Source organism: Sphingobium sp. S6, from assembly GCF_905120495.1.
GTDB classification, from domain to species: domain Bacteria; phylum Pseudomonadota; class Alphaproteobacteria; order Sphingomonadales; family Sphingomonadaceae; genus Sphingobium; species Sphingobium agri.
In genome coordinates, this window is record NZ_CAJHOG010000001.1 from 766,668 (window position 1) to 783,938 (window position 17,271).

15 protein-coding genes are annotated in these 17,271 nt (G+C 62.8%); 11 read left to right on the forward strand and 4 right to left on the reverse strand.

Going from position 1 to position 17,271, the window contains the following annotated elements:
- Nucleotides 1-104: 104 nt before the first annotated feature.
- From SPHS8_RS03870 to SPHS8_RS03885, 4 genes are all read left to right on the forward strand, one after another.
- Entirely contained in the window at nucleotides 105-785 is a 681-nt protein-coding gene (locus tag SPHS8_RS03870) for a DUF6975 family protein (RefSeq protein ID WP_201514137.1), read from the forward strand.
- A gap of 60 nt (nucleotides 786-845) precedes the next feature.
- Entirely contained in the window at nucleotides 846-1,691 is an 846-nt protein-coding gene (locus SPHS8_RS03875) for an AAA family ATPase (RefSeq protein ID WP_201514139.1), read from the forward strand.
- Between the two features lie 62 nt (nucleotides 1,692-1,753).
- On the forward strand, nucleotides 1,754-2,167 hold the full coding sequence (locus SPHS8_RS03880; protein ID WP_201514140.1) for a GFA family protein: 414 nt from the start codon (nucleotides 1,754-1,756) through the stop codon (nucleotides 2,165-2,167).
- 92 nt (nucleotides 2,168-2,259) lie between these two features.
- On the forward strand, nucleotides 2,260-3,282 hold the full coding sequence (locus tag SPHS8_RS03885; protein WP_201514141.1) for a hypothetical protein: 1,023 nt from the start codon (nucleotides 2,260-2,262) through the stop codon (nucleotides 3,280-3,282).
- Between the two features lie 5 nt (nucleotides 3,283-3,287).
- On the opposite strand, the gene SPHS8_RS03890 is transcribed toward SPHS8_RS03885, so the two are convergent.
- The gene (locus SPHS8_RS03890; RefSeq protein WP_201514142.1) at nucleotides 3,288-4,667 is read right to left on the reverse strand and encodes a methyl-accepting chemotaxis protein; all 1,380 of its coding nucleotides are present in this window, start codon (nucleotides 4,665-4,667) and stop codon (nucleotides 3,288-3,290) included.
- Nucleotides 4,668-4,794: 127 nt separating this feature from the next.
- Here SPHS8_RS03890 and SPHS8_RS03895 point away from each other — a divergent pair, with 127 nt between their 5' ends.
- Nucleotides 4,795-5,970, forward strand: a complete 1,176-nt coding sequence (locus tag SPHS8_RS03895; protein WP_097091673.1) for a vWA domain-containing protein — start codon at nucleotides 4,795-4,797, stop codon at nucleotides 5,968-5,970.
- A 6-nt stretch (nucleotides 5,971-5,976) separates the two neighbouring features.
- Here the strand turns inward: SPHS8_RS03895 and SPHS8_RS03900 are convergent, their stop codons facing one another.
- A complete protein-coding gene (locus tag SPHS8_RS03900; RefSeq protein ID WP_268933188.1) occupies nucleotides 5,977-7,083 on the reverse strand; it encodes an anhydro-N-acetylmuramic acid kinase in 1,107 nt (368 codons plus the stop codon).
- 112 nt (nucleotides 7,084-7,195) lie between these two features.
- Between SPHS8_RS03900 and tyrS the strand changes: the two genes are divergently transcribed.
- Both tyrS and SPHS8_RS03910 read left to right on the forward strand, forming a co-directional pair.
- Nucleotides 7,196-8,413, forward strand: coding sequence for a tyrosine--tRNA ligase (tyrS, locus tag SPHS8_RS03905; protein ID WP_201514144.1), 1,218 nt, complete (start codon nucleotides 7,196-7,198; stop codon nucleotides 8,411-8,413).
- A gap of 75 nt (nucleotides 8,414-8,488) precedes the next feature.
- A complete protein-coding gene (locus tag SPHS8_RS03910) occupies nucleotides 8,489-8,842 on the forward strand; it encodes a PilZ domain-containing protein (RefSeq protein ID WP_097091676.1) in 354 nt (117 codons plus the stop codon).
- On the opposite strand, the gene SPHS8_RS03915 is transcribed toward SPHS8_RS03910, so the two are convergent.
- Both SPHS8_RS03915 and recG read right to left on the reverse strand, forming a co-directional pair.
- On the reverse strand, nucleotides 8,814-9,905 hold the full coding sequence (locus SPHS8_RS03915; RefSeq protein ID WP_201514145.1) for a mechanosensitive ion channel family protein: 1,092 nt from the start codon (nucleotides 9,903-9,905) through the stop codon (nucleotides 8,814-8,816). The two genes, SPHS8_RS03910 and SPHS8_RS03915, sit on opposite strands and share 29 nt — an antisense overlap.
- Nucleotides 9,906-9,966: 61 nt before the next feature.
- The gene (recG, locus tag SPHS8_RS03920; protein ID WP_201514146.1) at nucleotides 9,967-12,030 is read right to left on the reverse strand and encodes an ATP-dependent DNA helicase RecG; all 2,064 of its coding nucleotides are present in this window, start codon (nucleotides 12,028-12,030) and stop codon (nucleotides 9,967-9,969) included.
- Between the two features lie 100 nt (nucleotides 12,031-12,130).
- On the opposite strand from recG, the gene SPHS8_RS03925 reads away from it, so the two are divergent.
- The 4 genes from SPHS8_RS03925 to SPHS8_RS03940 all read left to right on the forward strand — a co-directional run bounded on the left by SPHS8_RS03925 (nucleotide 12,131) and on the right by SPHS8_RS03940 (nucleotide 17,268).
- A complete protein-coding gene (locus tag SPHS8_RS03925) occupies nucleotides 12,131-12,400 on the forward strand; it encodes an FAD assembly factor SdhE (RefSeq protein ID WP_097092794.1) in 270 nt (89 codons plus the stop codon).
- Nucleotides 12,401-12,548: 148 nt separating this feature from the next.
- Nucleotides 12,549-16,010 (forward strand): transcription-repair coupling factor, encoded by a 3,462-nt coding sequence (gene mfd / locus SPHS8_RS03930; RefSeq protein WP_201514148.1) that lies wholly within the window; start codon nucleotides 12,549-12,551, stop codon nucleotides 16,008-16,010.
- 135 nt (nucleotides 16,011-16,145) lie between these two features.
- Nucleotides 16,146-16,556, forward strand: a complete 411-nt coding sequence (locus SPHS8_RS03935) for a hypothetical protein (RefSeq protein ID WP_201514150.1) — start codon at nucleotides 16,146-16,148, stop codon at nucleotides 16,554-16,556.
- A 1-nt stretch (nucleotide 16,557) separates the two neighbouring features.
- Complete coding sequence (locus SPHS8_RS03940) at nucleotides 16,558-17,268, forward strand: TorF family putative porin (RefSeq protein WP_236574949.1); 711 nt, start codon at nucleotides 16,558-16,560, stop codon at nucleotides 17,266-17,268.
- Nucleotides 17,269-17,271 lie beyond the last annotated feature (3 nt).

Here is a 17,271-nt window from a genome sequence, read left to right on the forward strand (position 1 = left end):
GGCTTCGGGCCGCCCTTTTTTTCGTCCCATAAACCCCTCTTTTACCTGAGCTTCCTATGGTGGCGGCTGACGGACATACTGGCGCGGCGGTCGCAGGGGTTATCATGAACGAAGCAGCAGTACGCCTGGTGACAGGCGACATTTCCCAGGTGATCGAAGCGCTGGTGGCGGCTGACGGCACGGCCGGTCATGCGCATGCGAGCAGCGCCCGCGCTGCGACGGGACGGGACGCGGCATTGAGCCTGCCAGACCTTGCGGATGCCGCACATTATCTCTGCCTGCTGCACGGGCGTCATCCTGGAGTGATCGATCATGCGGCAAATCGGTCTGCGGACGGCGCAGCGCGGAACTGGCTGGTCCAGGCTGGCGCGGCCTTTGCGCGGGAGCGGGCCTACCTGACGCAGGTGGCGGTCGCCCTGGGGCCGGTTCCCAGCACGGCGGGCCAGAGCGATTGCGAGGCGATCGTGAGCCAGCAGCGCCATGCGCTTGATATGCTGGCTCAGTCGGACAGGCGCGGCTGTGCCATGGGCGCGGCGATGGCGCTCGTGCTGGATTGGCAGGCGGTTCGCGGCGTGCTCGACATGGCTGCTATCCGCGTCGGGCTGGAACCCTATCCGACCGATTTGCCGAGCCGGGCCGAGACTTTCGCGATGGCGCGCGCGATCGGCGGAGACAGCGCGGCAGACCGCGCGATCCAGTTCGGCGCGCGGCAACTTCTCAGCCAGCAGCGCGGCCTTTGGCACTTGTTGAAAGCTCGGGCCGAGGTCCGGCGGCAGAAACAATAAGCGATTGCGGCCTGTGATCGCTTTCCCTACTCGGGTGCCAGTAGAGGAAAGCGAAGATTCATGCGGTTTGAAGGTACGGAAGATTATGTCGCCACCGACGACCTGAAGGTGGCGGTGAACGCAGCGGTGCTACTGCGCCGCCCCCTGCTGGTGAAGGGTGAGCCGGGTACTGGCAAGACGGTGCTGGCGCAGGAAATCGCCAAGGCGCTGGACGCGCCACTGATCGAATGGAACGTCAAATCGACAACCAAAGCCCATCAGGGCCTGTATGAATATGATGCGGTGGCTCGCCTTCGCGACGGCCAGCTGGGCGATCCACGCGTCCATGACATCAGCAATTATATCCGCAAGGGGAAGCTGTGGGAGGCGTTCACCTCCCCCACCCTGCCCGTCCTGCTGATCGACGAGATCGACAAGGCCGACATCGAATTTCCCAACGATCTGTTGCAGGAACTCGATCGCATGGCTTTCCACGTCTATGAGACGGGAGAGACGGTCGCCGCGAAAGAGCGGCCGGTGGTGGTCATTACCTCCAACAATGAGAAGGAGTTACCCGACGCTTTCCTGCGGCGCTGCTTCTTCCATTATATCAAGTTCCCCGACCGCGAGACGATGCAGGCCATTGTCGACGTGCACTTTCCCGGCATTCAGAAGATCCTGGTCAGCCGGGCGCTCGACCTCTTCTACGAAATTCGGGAGGTGCCGGGCCTGAAGAAGAAGCCTTCGACCAGCGAGTTGCTCGACTGGTTGAAGCTGCTGCTGAACGAGGACATGCCGCTGGACGTGTTGCAGGATCGCGACCCGACGAAGGCCATTCCGCCGCTCCATGGCGCGCTGCTCAAGAATGAGCAGGATATCATGATGTTCGAGCGTCTGGCATTCATGGCGAGGCGGCAGGGACGCTAAGGGCTAATTCGCGTTCCTATGACCCCTACCGCTTTCGGGAAGGGGCAATGAGGGAGAGGCGTATGACACATGAAGCCGGGTGCCTGTGCGGGACGGTTCGCGTCGAGATCGATGCGGAACCTCTGGCGGCGCGTATGTGCTGGTGCAGGCTGTGCCAATATCTTGGCGGTGGGACCGCAACGGTCAATGTCTGCTTTCCGGCCGAGAAGGTGCAGATCAAGGGCGAGGTCCGTTGGCATGAGAGCATCGCCGACAGCGGCAACAGGATGCGCCGCGGCTTTTGCCCTCAATGCGGCACGCCCTTGTTCAGCATGGCCGAATCGCGGCCCCATCTGATCTTCATCAGGGCTGGCGCCCTGGATGATCCAGGCCTGTTGGCACCACAGGCGGTCATCTGGACGGAGGCGGCACCACATTGGGCGCATCTGGACCCAGAACTGCCACATTATCCGGCGCAGATTCCACCGGTCGCATAAAAGGGCGCTTGCCTTCGCCCTGCGGTTCGGCTCAACCTTCCTTTCTGTATTTCATAGCCGCGATAAGACGGCGTGAAACGGGAAGGATGCCTATGCCGAAGCTCGCCCTGTCGCTGTTGCCACTCCTCCTGCTTCTGCCGGCGCCCGCATTGTCGCAGGATGCCGATGTGCAGGAGGCCTGGGCCACCAGCGATGGCAGCCTTCGCGCACGGGCTGCGGGGATTAGCCTGCCTCAGACGGTCGCCGGACTGTCCTTGTCCAAGAGTGGCGAGGTCACCAACGGCGGCAAGGGAATCGACAATTACGCCCAATATCTGTCGGATGATGGCGCGGTTCAGGCGACCTTGTACGTTTATCTGCCAAGCTATGCGGACGCGTCGATCGCCGCTTACATGACTGATCGCGCGGTGACGGATCGTTTTGGGCCAAAGACCCGCCGTACTGCTTATGAAGGCGTTGCGCTTCACGTCAAAGCCGGGCGTGCCATCCGGGCGGTTTATGATGATGCGGCGAACGGGGCGCTGACCACGGCAGCGGCTTTCGTCCAGTCTGGCCGCTGGCTGGTGAAGCTGCGTGTCACTGGTCCGAGCGAACGGCGCAGGGAGGTGCTGGCGGGCCTGGATGGGATGCTGGGCGGATTGCGCTTTGATGATGCTTCTGCCGTCCGGTCAATCTCTCCCGCGCCATTTGTGGACTGTCCGAAGGAAGACGACGGGGACGCGCGGCTTACCGCTTCGGGTGCTGCCACGGGGGCTGACGTGCAGCCTGTTTGGGAGGGCGCTGCGTCCTTCTGCATTCGTGGCCATGTGCAGACCAGTGAGGGCAGCTATGATGTTCTGGAGCAGCAGCGAGCGCACGGGGCTTCCGTGATCGTGCCGATCGACGATGCGGGCACGGTGATGGCCTTTGATCCAGCGAGAGGCGGACGCGGCTATCAGCTGTCGATGCATTCGGTGGGCGAGACGAAGCTTTACGGCGTTTATGACCGGGTCCCGAGTGCCCGGCAGATCGCCCAAATCCTCGACGGCAAGGACCCTCAAACGGCTGAGGCGCGGGCGACTGCGGCCTATGCTGCCAGTGGCCAAGTCATAGTGCGCGAGGGCGCGACGAACTGAGGAAATCAGATGAGGTAGCCGACCTCGTACAGGCCCCAGCGGCGGCCTTCGAACGTCAGCGGCACGAACACGCTGCGAAGCGCGCGGTAGCGGCCTTCTCCAAGGTCCTGACGGTAAGTGAAGAGGAAGAAGTCGCCGTCGCCATCGAGCGCACGGCGGGTCTGGCTGTCCATGAAAATCTGCCGGTTGCGCGCATATTCCATGTTCCACGCTGCCTGCCCCGGCCGCTGGGGCTGGCTGCGCGATGAGATGTGCGTCGGCAGATAGCCGTTCATGTCGATCAGGCAGCAGCCGACGATCGCTTTATCCTGCGCTGTATGGCGGTCCAGAACTGGCCGGATGATGCTGTCTGTAAAGGCGGTGAAGCCATTTTCATATTGCGGCGGATCCGATCCCAGGATCGGACGGTAATTCTCGTCGAATAGAGCAGATGGGGTGAGCTCACCCGAAGCCAGGACCTGCTCGATCATGCGCGACACCTCCGCCGCGCCATCTTCGGCATAGGCGATGTAGCGGCTGTCGCGGGTCCGGTGCCCGCCATGGGCGGCGGTGTTGAGCATGCCGTTCGCCATGCCCTCAAGCTGCTCAAGCTGGACCCTCGCCATTTCGACGCGCTGGGCGCTTTCGGCAGCGGACTCGCTGAAGTTGGTGAGGCCCTGACGCAGCGCGCCCACGTCAGCGTCGGCTTCATTGGTGCAGGTCACGATGGCGTGAGAGCGTTCGCCGAACTGCGTCACGAGCGAGGCTATCTCCGCCATGGTGACGCTCAGCGTGTCGATATGCGCGCTGACGTCCCGGCCACGGCCGATATTTGCCTCGACGCCGCTGATCAGGTGTCGCGCGTCACGGTCCAACTGGCCGAGCTTGTCGCCGACCGATGCCGCGGACTCGCCTGCCTGTCCGGCGAGGCGGCGGATTTCATCTGCCACGACGGCAAAGCCTTGGGTCGCTTCGCCGCCACGTGCGGCTTCAATGGCGGCGTTGACGCCAAGGAGCCGGGTCTGGCGAGCGATCGCGCCGAGTTGGTCAGATATACCGCCGACCGTTTCAATCACTCCGAGGAACTGGCGCAGGCGTCCTTCCAAACCAGTGACATGATCAACGAGGCTGGCGACCTGGGCCAGGGATTGGGTGATCGCCTCGTGACCCTCCGCGATGATGCGGGCAGCGCGGCGCGAGGTGAGGCTGAGTTCCTCCGCCGCGACAACGCTTTCATTCTGGCTCCCGGCCAGAGCCTCCATGTTCGATTGCAGCTGCGTGAGCCGCTGCGAGTCGGCCTGAATGCGACGGGTAAGTTCGCCGAGGAAACCCGCCGTCTCGCTGCATTGCAGCGCAACGTCGCCTGACCGCTCGCCAAGGTCCGTCAATAAATGCTCATTTTCCAATGAGTGTCACCCCAACCGCCCGCTCTTGGATACTGCCCAGTTAACGATGCGATGCAACACTTAACATTTTCCCAACCATGCGCTGCCCCTTGCATCCGTAACGTGGGTGAAGGACAAGGCCACCATCATGATGCTGAATTTTCTCGACGCGCTCAGGGCCGCGGGCATTCCTGCCGGCATCAAGGAGCATCTGCTTCTGCTGGAGGCGCTGGATCGTGATGTGATCGGGCAGAGGCCGGAGGAATTCTATTATCTCGCGCGGGCGACTTATGTGAAGGACGAGGGGCTGATCGACCGGTTCGATCAGGTCTTTGCCAAGGTCTTCAAGGGCGTGTTGGACGCGAGCGGCGTCGAGGCGGACATTCCCGAGGAGTGGCTGCGCCTGGTCGCGGAGAAATATCTGAGCGCCGAGGAAATGGAGAAGATCAAGTCGCTGGGCAGCTGGGACGAGATCATGGAGACGCTGAAGAAGCGGCTGGAGGAGCAGAAGGGACGCCATCAGGGCGGCAACAAATGGATCGGCACGGGCGGAACATCGCCTTTCGGCCATGGCGGCTATAATCCCGAAGGCATCCGGATCGGCGGAGAAAGCAGGCACAAGCGCGCGATCAAGGTGTGGGAAAAACGCGAGTTTCAAAATCTCGATAGCAGCAAGGAACTGGGCACGCGCAACATCAAGGTGGCGCTGCGACGGCTGAGGCGCTTTGCGCGTGAGGGTGCGGCGAGCGAACTCGACTTGGAAGGAACCATCCGGGGGACGGCCCGGCAGGGATGGCTGGACATAAGGATGCGGCCCGAGCGGCATAATGCGGTCAAGCTGCTGCTGTTCCTGGACGTTGGCGGATCGATGGACCCGTTCATCCGGCTTTGCGAGGAACTGTTTTCCGCCGCGACGACCGAGTTCAAGAACATGGAGTTCTTCTACTTTCACAACTGCCTTTATGAGGGCGTGTGGAAGGACAATCGCCGCCGCTTTTCAGAACGTATCCCGACCTGGGATATCCTGCACAAATATGGCCATGACTATAAGGTCATCTTTGTCGGCGATGCAGCGATGAGCCCTTATGAGATCAGCTATCCCGGCGGTTCGGTAGAACATATGAACGAAGAACCGGGCGCGGTGTGGATGAGCCGATTGCTGCATACCTATCCGGCCGCCGTGTGGCTGAACCCGACGCCTCGCGACCATTGGGACTATAGCCAATCGACGCGGATGATCCGGGAGATCATGAGCCAGCGCATGTATCCGCTGACGCTGGAGGGCATCGATGAAGGCATGCGGGAGCTGACCCGCAAGCGGTGAACGGCCTCACGCCGGATCGAAGAGAACGCCGCCCGTCATCGGGACAGGCACGCCGGTGGTGCCGGGAAAGCTGATCGGCAGGGATTTGAGACGGCGCACAGCCATGTAGGCAAAGCCCTGCGCTTCAAGGGCGTCGCCGTCCCAGCCGAGATCATCGACCGGGCGCACATCTGCCTGGGTAAATGCCGACAGCATTGCCATCAGCGTCGCATTATGGCGGCCGCCTCCCCCGACATAGATGGCGGAAGGCGGGGATGGGAGGTGATCAAGCGCGCGTGCGACCGCTTTAGCAGTGAAGGCTGTGAGCGTTGCGGCTCCATCCTCGAGTGAAAGGCCGCGCACCGTGTCGAGGGTGAAAGCTTCCCGGTCGATGCTCTTGGGAGGTGGCAGATCGAACCAGGAGTCGGCCATCAAGCTGGCAAGCCGGGGCTCATCGATCTGCCCCTTGGCCGCCGTGACGCCATTTTCGTCGAAGGGCTTGCCGCTATGGGTCTGCATCCAATTGTCGATCAGGCCACTTGCCATGCCAGTGTCGAACGCGAGGAGGCCGCCTGCCTCTCCGATCGCGGTGATGTTGGCCACGCCGCCAAGGTTCAGGATTGCCACAGGCTTGGGGAGGCCGCTTGCCAAGGCGCGGTGATAGACGGGCATCAGCGGTGCCCCCTGCCCTCCCGCTGCAACATCGGCGCTGCGGAGGTCGCCAACGACGGGGATGCCAAAAGCGCCTGCCAAGGCGGCGCCATCGCCGATTTGCCACGTCCAGCGCCATTCCGGCCTATGGGCGACCGTGTGGCCATGAAAACCGATAACGGCGATATCCTGAGCGACATGACCGCTGCGCGCGAGAAGGTCCGAAACGGCCTCCACATGAAGCTCGGTGAGTTCTCCTTCCACGGACTGGATGAGAGGCTCGAAACCCGGCTTGTCCATCGCCATGGCGCGCTGGCACGCTTCGGCGAGGCGGATGCGGAAGCCATCGAGGTAGGGCATGGCGTGGAACGCGACAGGTTTGCTGACACCCTCTCCGTCGGTTTCGATGAGCGCGGCGTCGATGCCGTCGCGCGACGTGCCCGACATGAGGCCAATCGCCAGCGTGGGTTGGGTCTGGGTCACTGCTTCCTTCCTTCCGCTCTCTCCTGCTCTGTGTAGCCGAATGGATCGGGACACAAGATCAGGATGACGGGGGATGACGTTGTTGTGTCGCGATGCTAGAGGGCGGCGCATTATGACCAGCTACTCGTCCGATCTGCTCCGCCTCCTGGAGGCACGTGGTTACATCCATCAGCTGACCGATGCGGAAGGGCTCGATGCCCTTGCCGCCAAGCAGATTGTTCCGGGCTATATCGGCTTCGACCCGACCGCACCGTCCCTGCATGTCGGGCACCTCGTTTCGATCATGATGCTGCGGCAATTGCAGAAGGCGGGGCACAAGCCCATCGTCCTGATGGGCGGCGGCACGGGCAAGATCGGGGACCCGAGCTTCAAGGACGAAGCGCGCAAGCTGCTAACCACCGACACGATCGCGGAGAATGTCGCGAGCATCAAGCGCGTGTTCGAACGCTTCCTGACCTTTGGTGACGGGCCAAGCGACGCAATCATGCTCGACAATGCCGAATGGCTCGATCGGCTGGAATATATCCCCTTCCTGCGGGAAATCGGCCAGCATTTCTCCATCAACCGCATGCTGAGCTTTGATTCGGTGAAGCTGCGGCTGGACCGTGAGCAGTCGCTGTCCTTCCTCGAATTCAACTATATGATCCTCCAGGCCTATGACTTTCTGGAGCTTTCGCGGCGGTCGGGATGCCGGTTGCAGATGGGCGGATCGGACCAGTGGGGGAACATCGTCAACGGCGTCGAACTCGCGCGCCGGGTCGATGGTACGCAGGTGTTCGGGCTGACGACACCGCTGCTCACCAACGCCGATGGCACGAAGATGGGCAAGACGGTCGGCGGCGCCGTGTGGTTGAACGAAGATCAGCTTTCGACCTATGATTATTGGCAGTTCTGGCGCAACACGGCCGACGCGGACGTGGCCAACCGGCTGCGGCTGTTCACCGATCTGCCGATGGACGAGGTAGCGCGCCTGGCAGCGCTTCAGGGCTCCGAAATCAACGAAGCGAAGAAGATCCTGGCCAATGAGGCGACCGCGCTTTGCCGAGGTTTCGACGCAGCGGCGGCGGCGGCGGAGACGGCGCGCAAGACGTTCGAGGAAGGCACTTCGGACGCCAACCTGCCGACGATCAGCGTCGGCGCGGAAGGGCTGACAATCGTACAGGGCACCGCTGCGCTAGGCTTTGCCACCTCCAACAAGGAGGTGCGGCGCAAGCTGGCTGAAGGCGCGATCCGTGTGAATGGCGAAGTCGTGAGCGACCCGATGCTGACGTTGAAGCCCGGCGACAAGGTCAGCTTCGGTGCTAAGAAACATGGGTTAGTAACTGCTTGAAACTTTAGAGAGTTAAAGGCGGATTAAGTAAAGCTGGTAAGGAAAGGGCGAGGTTCGTCGCCTTAAGCTTTCCTCATGTCTTCGGTGCTCGCCAGCCTCGCTCAGGTCGCCCGTTCACGGGACCCTTCGGTTAATCAGCGCCGCACGCCCCGCGTGCTGGTGGATATGGTCAGCCATATCGCCGCACGGGGGCGAACGCATGGCGTCCGGGTCATCAATATCTCCGAACTCGGGTTGATGTGCCGCACCGATGCGGAGGTCACGATTGGCGAGCGGATTTCAGTCTGGCTGCCGGTCGTCAAGGATGTGCAGGCCGATGTTCGGTGGGCCGAGGACGGCCGGGTCGGGGTTGAGTTTTGCCAAGCCATCGACCCGCAGGTCTATGAGGCGATGCTGTCGCTCATCCCGCCACGGCAGACGGCTTGGTAAAGAGCTGTTCAAAGCTCTGATCGGCTTCGACCCGCTGACGTGATCGGACAAGCGCCTCCGGCATTTCGGTGCGCAGGAAGGTCATCATCGCCTCTCGCACTTCGCAGCGCAGGTCGAAGGCGATCCCGGCATTGCGCGCGCTGAGCAGGCCCCGCAGTTCCAGCGCATCGGCCTTGTGATCGGTGACCTGAAGGATGGCGACGCGCCCATCCCAGCGGCTGTTGGCCTTCACCGCTTCGATGAAACGCGCGCGGATGCGTTCGACATCGGCCGCAGGGTCGACATAGAGGAAGACGGTGCCAAGCAGGTCGGAGGTCTTGGTCGTCCAGTTCTGGAACGGCTTTTCGAGGAAATAGGATACTGGCACGACCATCCGCCGGTCGTCCCAGATGCGCACCACGACATAGGTGAGCTTTATATCTTCGATGCGGCCCCATTCTCCTTCGATGATCACCACATCGTCCAGCCGGATCGGTTCGGAAAAGGCCATCTGGATGCCCGCGATCAGGTTCTTTAGCGCTGGCTGCGCCGCTGCGCCGACTGCAAGGCCCGCCAGACCGGCCGAGGCCATCAAGGTGACGCCGACGGTGCGAACACCGGGAATCATGATCAGCATCAGGGATATGATCAGGAAGCCGATGATGAACTGCGCCACGCGGTAAAGGATGCGGATGCGGGTGTGCTGGCGGCGAGCCTTCAGATTATCTTCGACGGTGATGTCGCTGCGCCGCTCAAGAATGGTGCGGAAGGCCCGCATGGACGCGAAGATCAGCCAGCCGACGAGCAAGGTGAAGAGCATCTTTGATCCGATCGCCCACATGGCCTCTATGCGGTCACTGAAGGTCAGTGGCTGAATGCCTGCCGCGAGTGCCATCAAGACCACGATCCAGCGGGTGGGATGATAGATGGCGGGCAGGATGACGGGGTCGAGCTTCATCCGGCGCGCGATGCGGTTGGCTATCCAATAGGCGAGCCAGTGGAGCAGAAAGGCGACAGCCACGGAAATCGCGATGAAGATCGCTGCGATCGGCGTGACGTGATGCAGGCTGATGTCGGATTGCATGCTCTTGGCAACGACAGCGGGCGCGGGATGGTTTCGCTGTCGCAGCATTTCGTCGCGCGGATCAGCCGCTTCGGAGCAATCCCACCGCGGCGTCCCGTTCGAACAGGTAAAGACAGGTTCTGGCTGCCTGGCCGCGCGCCTCGTTCAGCCCCCCGTCCCGATCGATGAGGAGATGGGCGTCGTCGCGGGCGCTGTCGAGGAGCGCGGACAGATGTTCGGGAGTGGCGATCTTCAGCTGCGCCTCGCCCGACTGGCGCGTGCCGAGGATTTCGCCTGCACCACGGAGGCGGAGGTCTTCTTCGGCAATGCGGAAGCCGTCATTGGTTTCACGCATGAGCGCCAACCGCGCGCGGCTGGTTTCACTGAGGGTACCGCCGCGCAGGAGGATGCAGACGCTGTGGTTCTGGCCCCGGCCTACCCGGCCCCGGAGCTGGTGGAGTTGTGCAAGGCCGAAGCGATCCGCGCCCTCGATGATGATGAGGTTCGAGTTGGGGACATCGACGCCGACTTCGATGACGGTGGTGGCGACGAGGATCTTTGTGCGGGCGGAGGCGAAAGCCTCCATCGCCGCGTCCTTTTCTGGCCCTTTCATCCGGCCATGAACCAAACCGACGAGGTCGCCGAATCGTGTCTTCAGTAGTTCCGCGCGGGCTTCGGCGGCGGCCTGATCGCTGGTTTCGCTTTCTTCGACCAGGGGGCAGACCCAATAGGCTTGGCCGCCGCCTTCGACATGGCGGGCGAGCGCTTCGACCACTTCATCGAGGCGGTTGGGGGCCATTACGACGGTCTGGATCGGTTGGCGGCCGGGCGGCATTTCATCCAGCCGGGAAACGTCCATTTCGCCATAATAGGTGAGCGTCAGCGTGCGAGGGATCGGCGTGGCGGTCATCACCAGCAGATGCGGCGTGCGCTCTGCCTTGGCGGCGAGCATCATGCGCTGGGCGACGCCGAAGCGATGCTGTTCGTCGATCACCGCGAGGGCGAGATTCTTGTAGCGGACGGCTTCCTGGAAGATGGCGTGGGTGCCGACGAGGACGTCGATGCTGCCGTCGGCGAGGCCTATGAGGGTGGATTCGCGCACCCTCCCCTTTTCGCGGCCAGTGAGGATCGCAATGGTGACGGGGAGGCCCGACGCCATCTTGCGCAGCGTTTCATGATGCTGGCGAGCGAGGATTTCCGTCGGGGCGAGGAGCGCGCCCTGCGCACCGGCCTCCACGGTGTTGAGGAGGGCCATGAGAGCGACGAGGGTCTTGCCCGAGCCGACATCGCCCTGAAGGAGGCGGAGCATGGGCACGGGTTGGGCCATGTCGCCGTCAATTTCCCCCATCGCGCGGCGCTGAGCACCTGTTGGGGCGAACGGCAGCTTGAGCATGGCGCGCAGGCGTCCGTCGCCTTCGATCGGCACGCCCCGGCGTTTGCGGGAAGATTGACGGACCAGCATCAGGGCGAGCTGGCCAGCGAAGATTTCGTCATAGGCGAGCCGCTCGCGAGCCTTGGCGTCGCTGGGGTCCGCGTGGATTCGGGCCAAGGCCTCGCGCCATGTTGGCCAATCCTTGCGCGCAAGCAAGCTGGGTTCGATCCATTCAGGAAGGTCCGGGGCGCGGCTGAGCGACTGGGCAACAAGGTCACGCAGACGGTTGTTGGTGAGGCCTTCGGACAGGCCATAGACCGGCTCCCGCGCGGGGATGGTGGCGGCTTCCTCTGGCGGGAGGACATAATCAGGATGAACGATCTGGAGGTTGTCCCCGTACGCCTCCAGCTTGCCGGAAATGAATTTGGGTTCGTTCAAGGGCAGCAGCTTGCGGGGCCACGCGCTGTTGCGGCCGAAATAGACGAGCGCGACCGTGTTGCCGTGCTTGTCCTGCGCGATCACACGAAAAGGTGCGCGGGCACTGCCGGATGCGCGGTAGTCGGTTGGCGTGAGCGTGATACCGATCACCCGGCCCGAGTCGGACAGGATCAGCTCATCCACCATATGGCGATCAATGAAGCTGACCGGCAGGTGAAACGCCACGTCCACCACGCGGGCCAGCCCCAGACGCTCAAGCGGCTTGGCGAGCGCAGGGCCGACGCCCTTCAAGGCTTCGATCTCAGCGAAGAGTGGGTTGAGGATATCCGGGCGCATGTCTATCTGACGCCATCTAGCCCAGCCGGGACGATGCGCAAACATCCGTCAGGCATTTTGGCGATCGGTAATGTCGCCGTGCTCGCGCAAGGAACAAATTGTGAACGAAGATCCCCGCATCCGCCGCCTGCAGTTCCGGGCCTGGCACCGTGGCATCAAGGAAGCGGACCTGGCGGTCGGCGGTTTCTTCGACCGCTATCATGCCGAGTGGGGCGCGGAGGAGATCGACTGGTTCGAGCGGTTTATCGAGGAACAGGATGCCGACATCATGGCTTGGGCCTTGGGCACCTTGCCGCTGCCGGAGCAATGGCGCGGACCGATGTGGGACAAGTTCGTGAAGATGGATTTTGTCGAGATTGGGAAGAAGTGACGAGATACTCCCCTCCCGCAAGCGGGAGGGGCAGCGAGACTTGCCGAGCCGGAGGCGAGGCTAGTCGCAGCGGGGTGGGCCTGCACCACCTCTGCTGGAATGCCCACCCCTATCCCCTCCCGCCAGCGGGAGGGGGACCGAGTAGCGAATGACCGACCTTCTCAAGATTCTCAAAGCCCCCTCCCCCATAACGCTGGCGGGAGTGCCAGCCGGCTTTCAACCCTGGCTGCTGGCGGACATCGCGCGAGCGGCGCCTTCACGCGCCTTGTTTGTCGCACCCGACGAGCAACTGATGCGGGCGGTGGCGGATACGGCCCATTATTTCGCGCCAGAAATCGAGATCGTGGAGATTCCGGCATGGGACTGTCTGCCCTACGACCGGGCCAGTCCGTCGCTGCGCTCGGCTTCGGCGCGGCTGGCGGGGCTTTATGCATTGCAGGGCAAGCCCAAGGGGCCGCAGCTGGTGCTGACGACGCTGAATGCCCTGACGCAACGCACGTTGACGCCTTTCCGCGTACGGCAACTGGTGGCCAAGCTTGCGCCCAAGGAGCGCATCGCGATTTCCCGGCTGGCCGAGATGTTGCAGGCCAATGGCTATGTGCGCACCGACACCGTGCACGACCGGGGCGAGTTCGCCATTCGCGGCGGCATTGTCGACCTGTTCCCCGGGGGTGAGGAACAGCCGCTGCGGCTCGATTTCTTTGGCGATGAGATCGAGACGGTGCGGCGGTTCGACCCTGCCGATCAGCGGACGAGCGGAAGCGTGGAGGGCTTTACCCTCCTCCCCGCCTCCGAAGCTCTGCTGGACGAGGAGACGATCAAGCGCTTTCGTGGACGCTATCGCGAAACGTTCGGCGCGACTGCGACAGGCGATCCGCTCTATCAGGCGGTGAGCGACGGGCGGCGGCTGGCGGGGATGGAGCATTGGCTGCCGCTGTTCGAAGAACGGCTGGTGCCGATGACCGAGCATCTGGGCGATGACACATTGGTCGTGCTGGACCATGGCGTGGCGGGCGCGGCGGAGGCTCGCTTCGAAGCGATCCGGGATTATCATGCCAATCGCGTGCAGGCGAAATCATCCGACCCGGGGGCGTACAGGCCTTTGGAACCGAAGGCGCTTTATCTGGACGCGGATGAGTGGGACGGCATCGTCAGGGAATGGCCGATGCATGCGACGACGCCCTTCCATGAGCCGGAAAGCGCGACCGTCCTCGACTTCGAAGTCGATGGGCCGCGCGACTTTGCTCCGGAGCGGGCACAGAACGCCAACGTCTATGAAGCCGTGGGCAAACATATCGCTTCGCTGCAACAGGCGAAGAAGAAGGTTGTCATCGCCAGCTATTCCGGCGGCGCGCGGGAGCGGCTTTCAGGGTTGTTGGTCGATCATGGACTGAAGCGGGTCGCGGCGGCGGACAGTTGGCAGGAGGCGCTGGGGATCGCTGCTGGTGGGAGCACGGTGCTGACCGTATTGCCCTTGGATCATGGCTTCACCGCGCCTGATGTAGCGGTGCTGACCGAGCAGGACATGCTGGGCGACCGGCTGGTGCGGCGGGCCAAGCGGAAGAAGAATGCCGACGCCTTCTTGCAGGAATTGGCGACGCTCTCGCCGGGCGATCTGGTGGTGCATATGGACCATGGGATCGGGCGCTATGAGGGCCTGACGCAAATCCCGGTCGCCAAGGCGGCGCATGATTGCGTGGCGTTGGAATATGCGGGCGGCGACAAGCTCTATGTGCCGGTGGAGAATCTGGAGGTTCTTTCCCGCTACGGGTCCGACAGCGAGGGCGTGAGCCTCGACAGGCTGGGCGGCGAGGCCTGGCAGCGGCGCAAGGCCAAGATGAAGGAGCGCATCCGCGAGATTGCGGGTGAGTTGCTCAAGACAGCGGCGGAGCGCGCGCTGCGGGCGGCGACGGTGGCCGAGCCGGACAGCGCCGGTTATCCCGCGTTCGTCGATCGCTTCCCCTATCAGGAGACCGAGGATCAGGATCGCGCCATCATGGACGTGGTCGAGGACCTGGGCGCGGGACGGCCGATGGATCGGCTGGTGTGCGGCGACGTGGGTTTCGGCAAGACCGAGGTCGCCTTGCGCGCCGCGTTCGTGGCGGCCATGGCGGGCATGCAGGTGGTGGTGATCTGTCCGACGACCCTGCTTGCCCGGCAGCATCATATGAATTTCGAAGAGCGGTTCCGGGGCTTTCCGGTGAATATCGGGCGGCTGTCGCGGCTGGTGCCGGACAAGGAGGCCAAGGCCGTGAAGGCTGGGCTGGCGGACGGGACGATCGACATCGTTGTCGGCACCCATGCGCTGCTGGCCAAGGGGCTGGAGTTCAAGCGGCTGGGATTGGTGATCGTCGACGAGGAACAGCGATTCGGCGTCACCCACAAGGAGCGGCTGAAGTCGCTCAAAACTGATGTCCATGTGCTGACGCTGACTGCGACTCCCATCCCGCGCACCTTGCAGATGGCGATGTCGGGCCTGCGCGAACTATCGGTGATCCAGACTCCGCCAGTCGATCGCCTGGCGGTGCGGACCTACATCATGCCATGGGATGGCGTAGTGATACGGGAGGCGCTGCTGCGTGAACATTATCGCGGCGGTCAGAGCTTCTTCGTGGTGCCGCGCATTTCGGACCTGACCGAGGTGGAGGAGTATCTGCGGACCGAAGTGCCGGAGGTTAAGCCGATCGTCGCCCATGGGCAAATGGCGGCGGGCGAAGTCGAGGAGCGGATGTCGGCCTTTTACGACAAGCGATATGACGTGCTGCTGTCGACCACGATCGTGGAAAGCGGCCTGGATATCCCTTCCGCCAATACCTTGATCATCCATCGCGCAGACCGCTTCGGGCTGGCACAGCTGTACCAGCTTCGGGGGCGCGTCGGACGGTCGAAGACGCGGGCCTATGCCTATTTCACGACGCCTGCCAACCGCGTGATCACCGAGACGGCGGAGAAGCGGCTGAAGGTGCTGTCCGATCTGGATACGCTCGGGGCCGGGTTCCAGCTGGCGAGCCATGACCTCGACATTCGTGGTGCAGGGAATCTGGTGGGTGACGAGCAATCGGGCCACATCAAGGAGGTCGGGTTCGAGCTGTACCAGTCGATGCTGGAGGACGCGATCCTGGAGGCCAAGGCTGGCGGCGCAGGGATCGAGAAGCGGGAGAGCTTCTCGCCGCAGATCACCGTCGATGCACCGATCCTGATACCCGAGGACTATGTGCCAGACCTGGACCTGCGCATGGGTCTGTATCGCCGCCTGAATGAGGTGGAGGACCGGCAGGGGCTGGAGGCTTTCGCGGCGGAATTGATCGACCGTTTCGGCAAGCTGCCTGCGCCCACGCAGAACCTGTTCAAGATCATCGAGATCAAACAGAATTGCGTGACGGCCAATATCTCGAAGATCGATGTGGGTCCGAAGGGCGCGCTGGTCAGCTTTTTCGAGGATCGCTTCCCCAAGCCGGAGGGCTTGGTTGCCTATATTCAGCGCCTGAACGGCGTGGCGCGGCTGCGGCCGGATAGCAAGGTCGTCGTCAACCGGGCATGGGCCGACCCGGCGGCCCGGCTGAACGGCGCGTTGCAATTGTCGAAAGGGTTGGCGAAGGCGGCTTCCTGATGGTGGAGAGCGCCGCCGTCGAGCCTCTTGCCAGCACCGCTTTGTCGTGCCCCAGCAAAGTATCAGCAACATGGTCCAACTAAATCCCGCTTCGATGACTGGGCAGCAAAGTCCGGCGTCAAGCAGGAGATTGACATGATTTCGACACTCGTAGCGATGGCGGCGGCTGCTGCCACGCACAGCGTACAGATCGACCATGGCGGAACGCCGGTGCAAGCGACCTATTCCGCACGCGTTGATATTTCGACGAAGACCGTTGGGGCTAAGACGCCCAATCGCATGGACATGCAGCGGTGCCAGTGGACCGCAACTGTCGTGGTTGACCGCGCGCTTAACCACGGCCCGGCGCTTACGCGCACCGTTTCTGCCGACAAGCGAATTTCCGGAAGCGAGCATGGCGCCTGCACGCCTGATCGTAAGTCCGGTGAACGCAACCTGGCCCGGCATGAAGCGGCCATTCGCGAACATCTGATATCAGTTGCCGAACGGGATCGTGCGCCGCTAATGGCTGAGCTCGATGCTGTCCGTAACCTTGCTTCAAACTGACATGCGCGTGACGTTGGCGGCTGGGCTTTTGCTGGCCGCCAGCGCCTCGCCCGCTCTAGCACAATATGCCGACACGATTTCGGGAACCGTCGAGGTTGCAAGCGATGAGCGTAGACGAGGCCTCAGTTGGAGCGACGGCGAGCCCGTCGTTCGCGGTGCCGTCGCCCTGCAGGCGACCGACGAACTGAGTTTCGACGCTGCGGCAACATCCTTATGGGGCAGCGATCGCCATGGCGGCGCTGACGCTGTGGTGGATCTCGGCGCGTCCTATGCGCGGCAGTTGGACGGATGGCGGCTTTCGGCCAGGGGCACATATCATCTTTTCCCGGGCGCATCGGGGCAAGGATATGGGGAATTTGGCGCGGGCGCGGCTTTTATGATCGGCCCCGCCAATATCGATCTCAACGCCAGCTACGCGCCGAGGCAAGGATCAATTGGTGGCGACAATCTCTATCTGTCGGCAGCAGCCTCGACGGGCATTCCAGGAACGCCGCTTACCGTTTCAGCCCATGTCGGGCGTTCAAGCGGCAGCGTGCGCGACGAGGGCAATGCGGCCCGTTTGCGGCCCGGCGGCACTTATTGGGATCATGGGATCAGCGTGGATTACCTGCAACGGCGATGGTTTGCAGGCGTGCGCTATGCCAACAGCAGCATCGATGATGCACGCCACTCAGGTGCAACGCTGATCGGCCGGGCGGGGATTACCTTTTAGGCT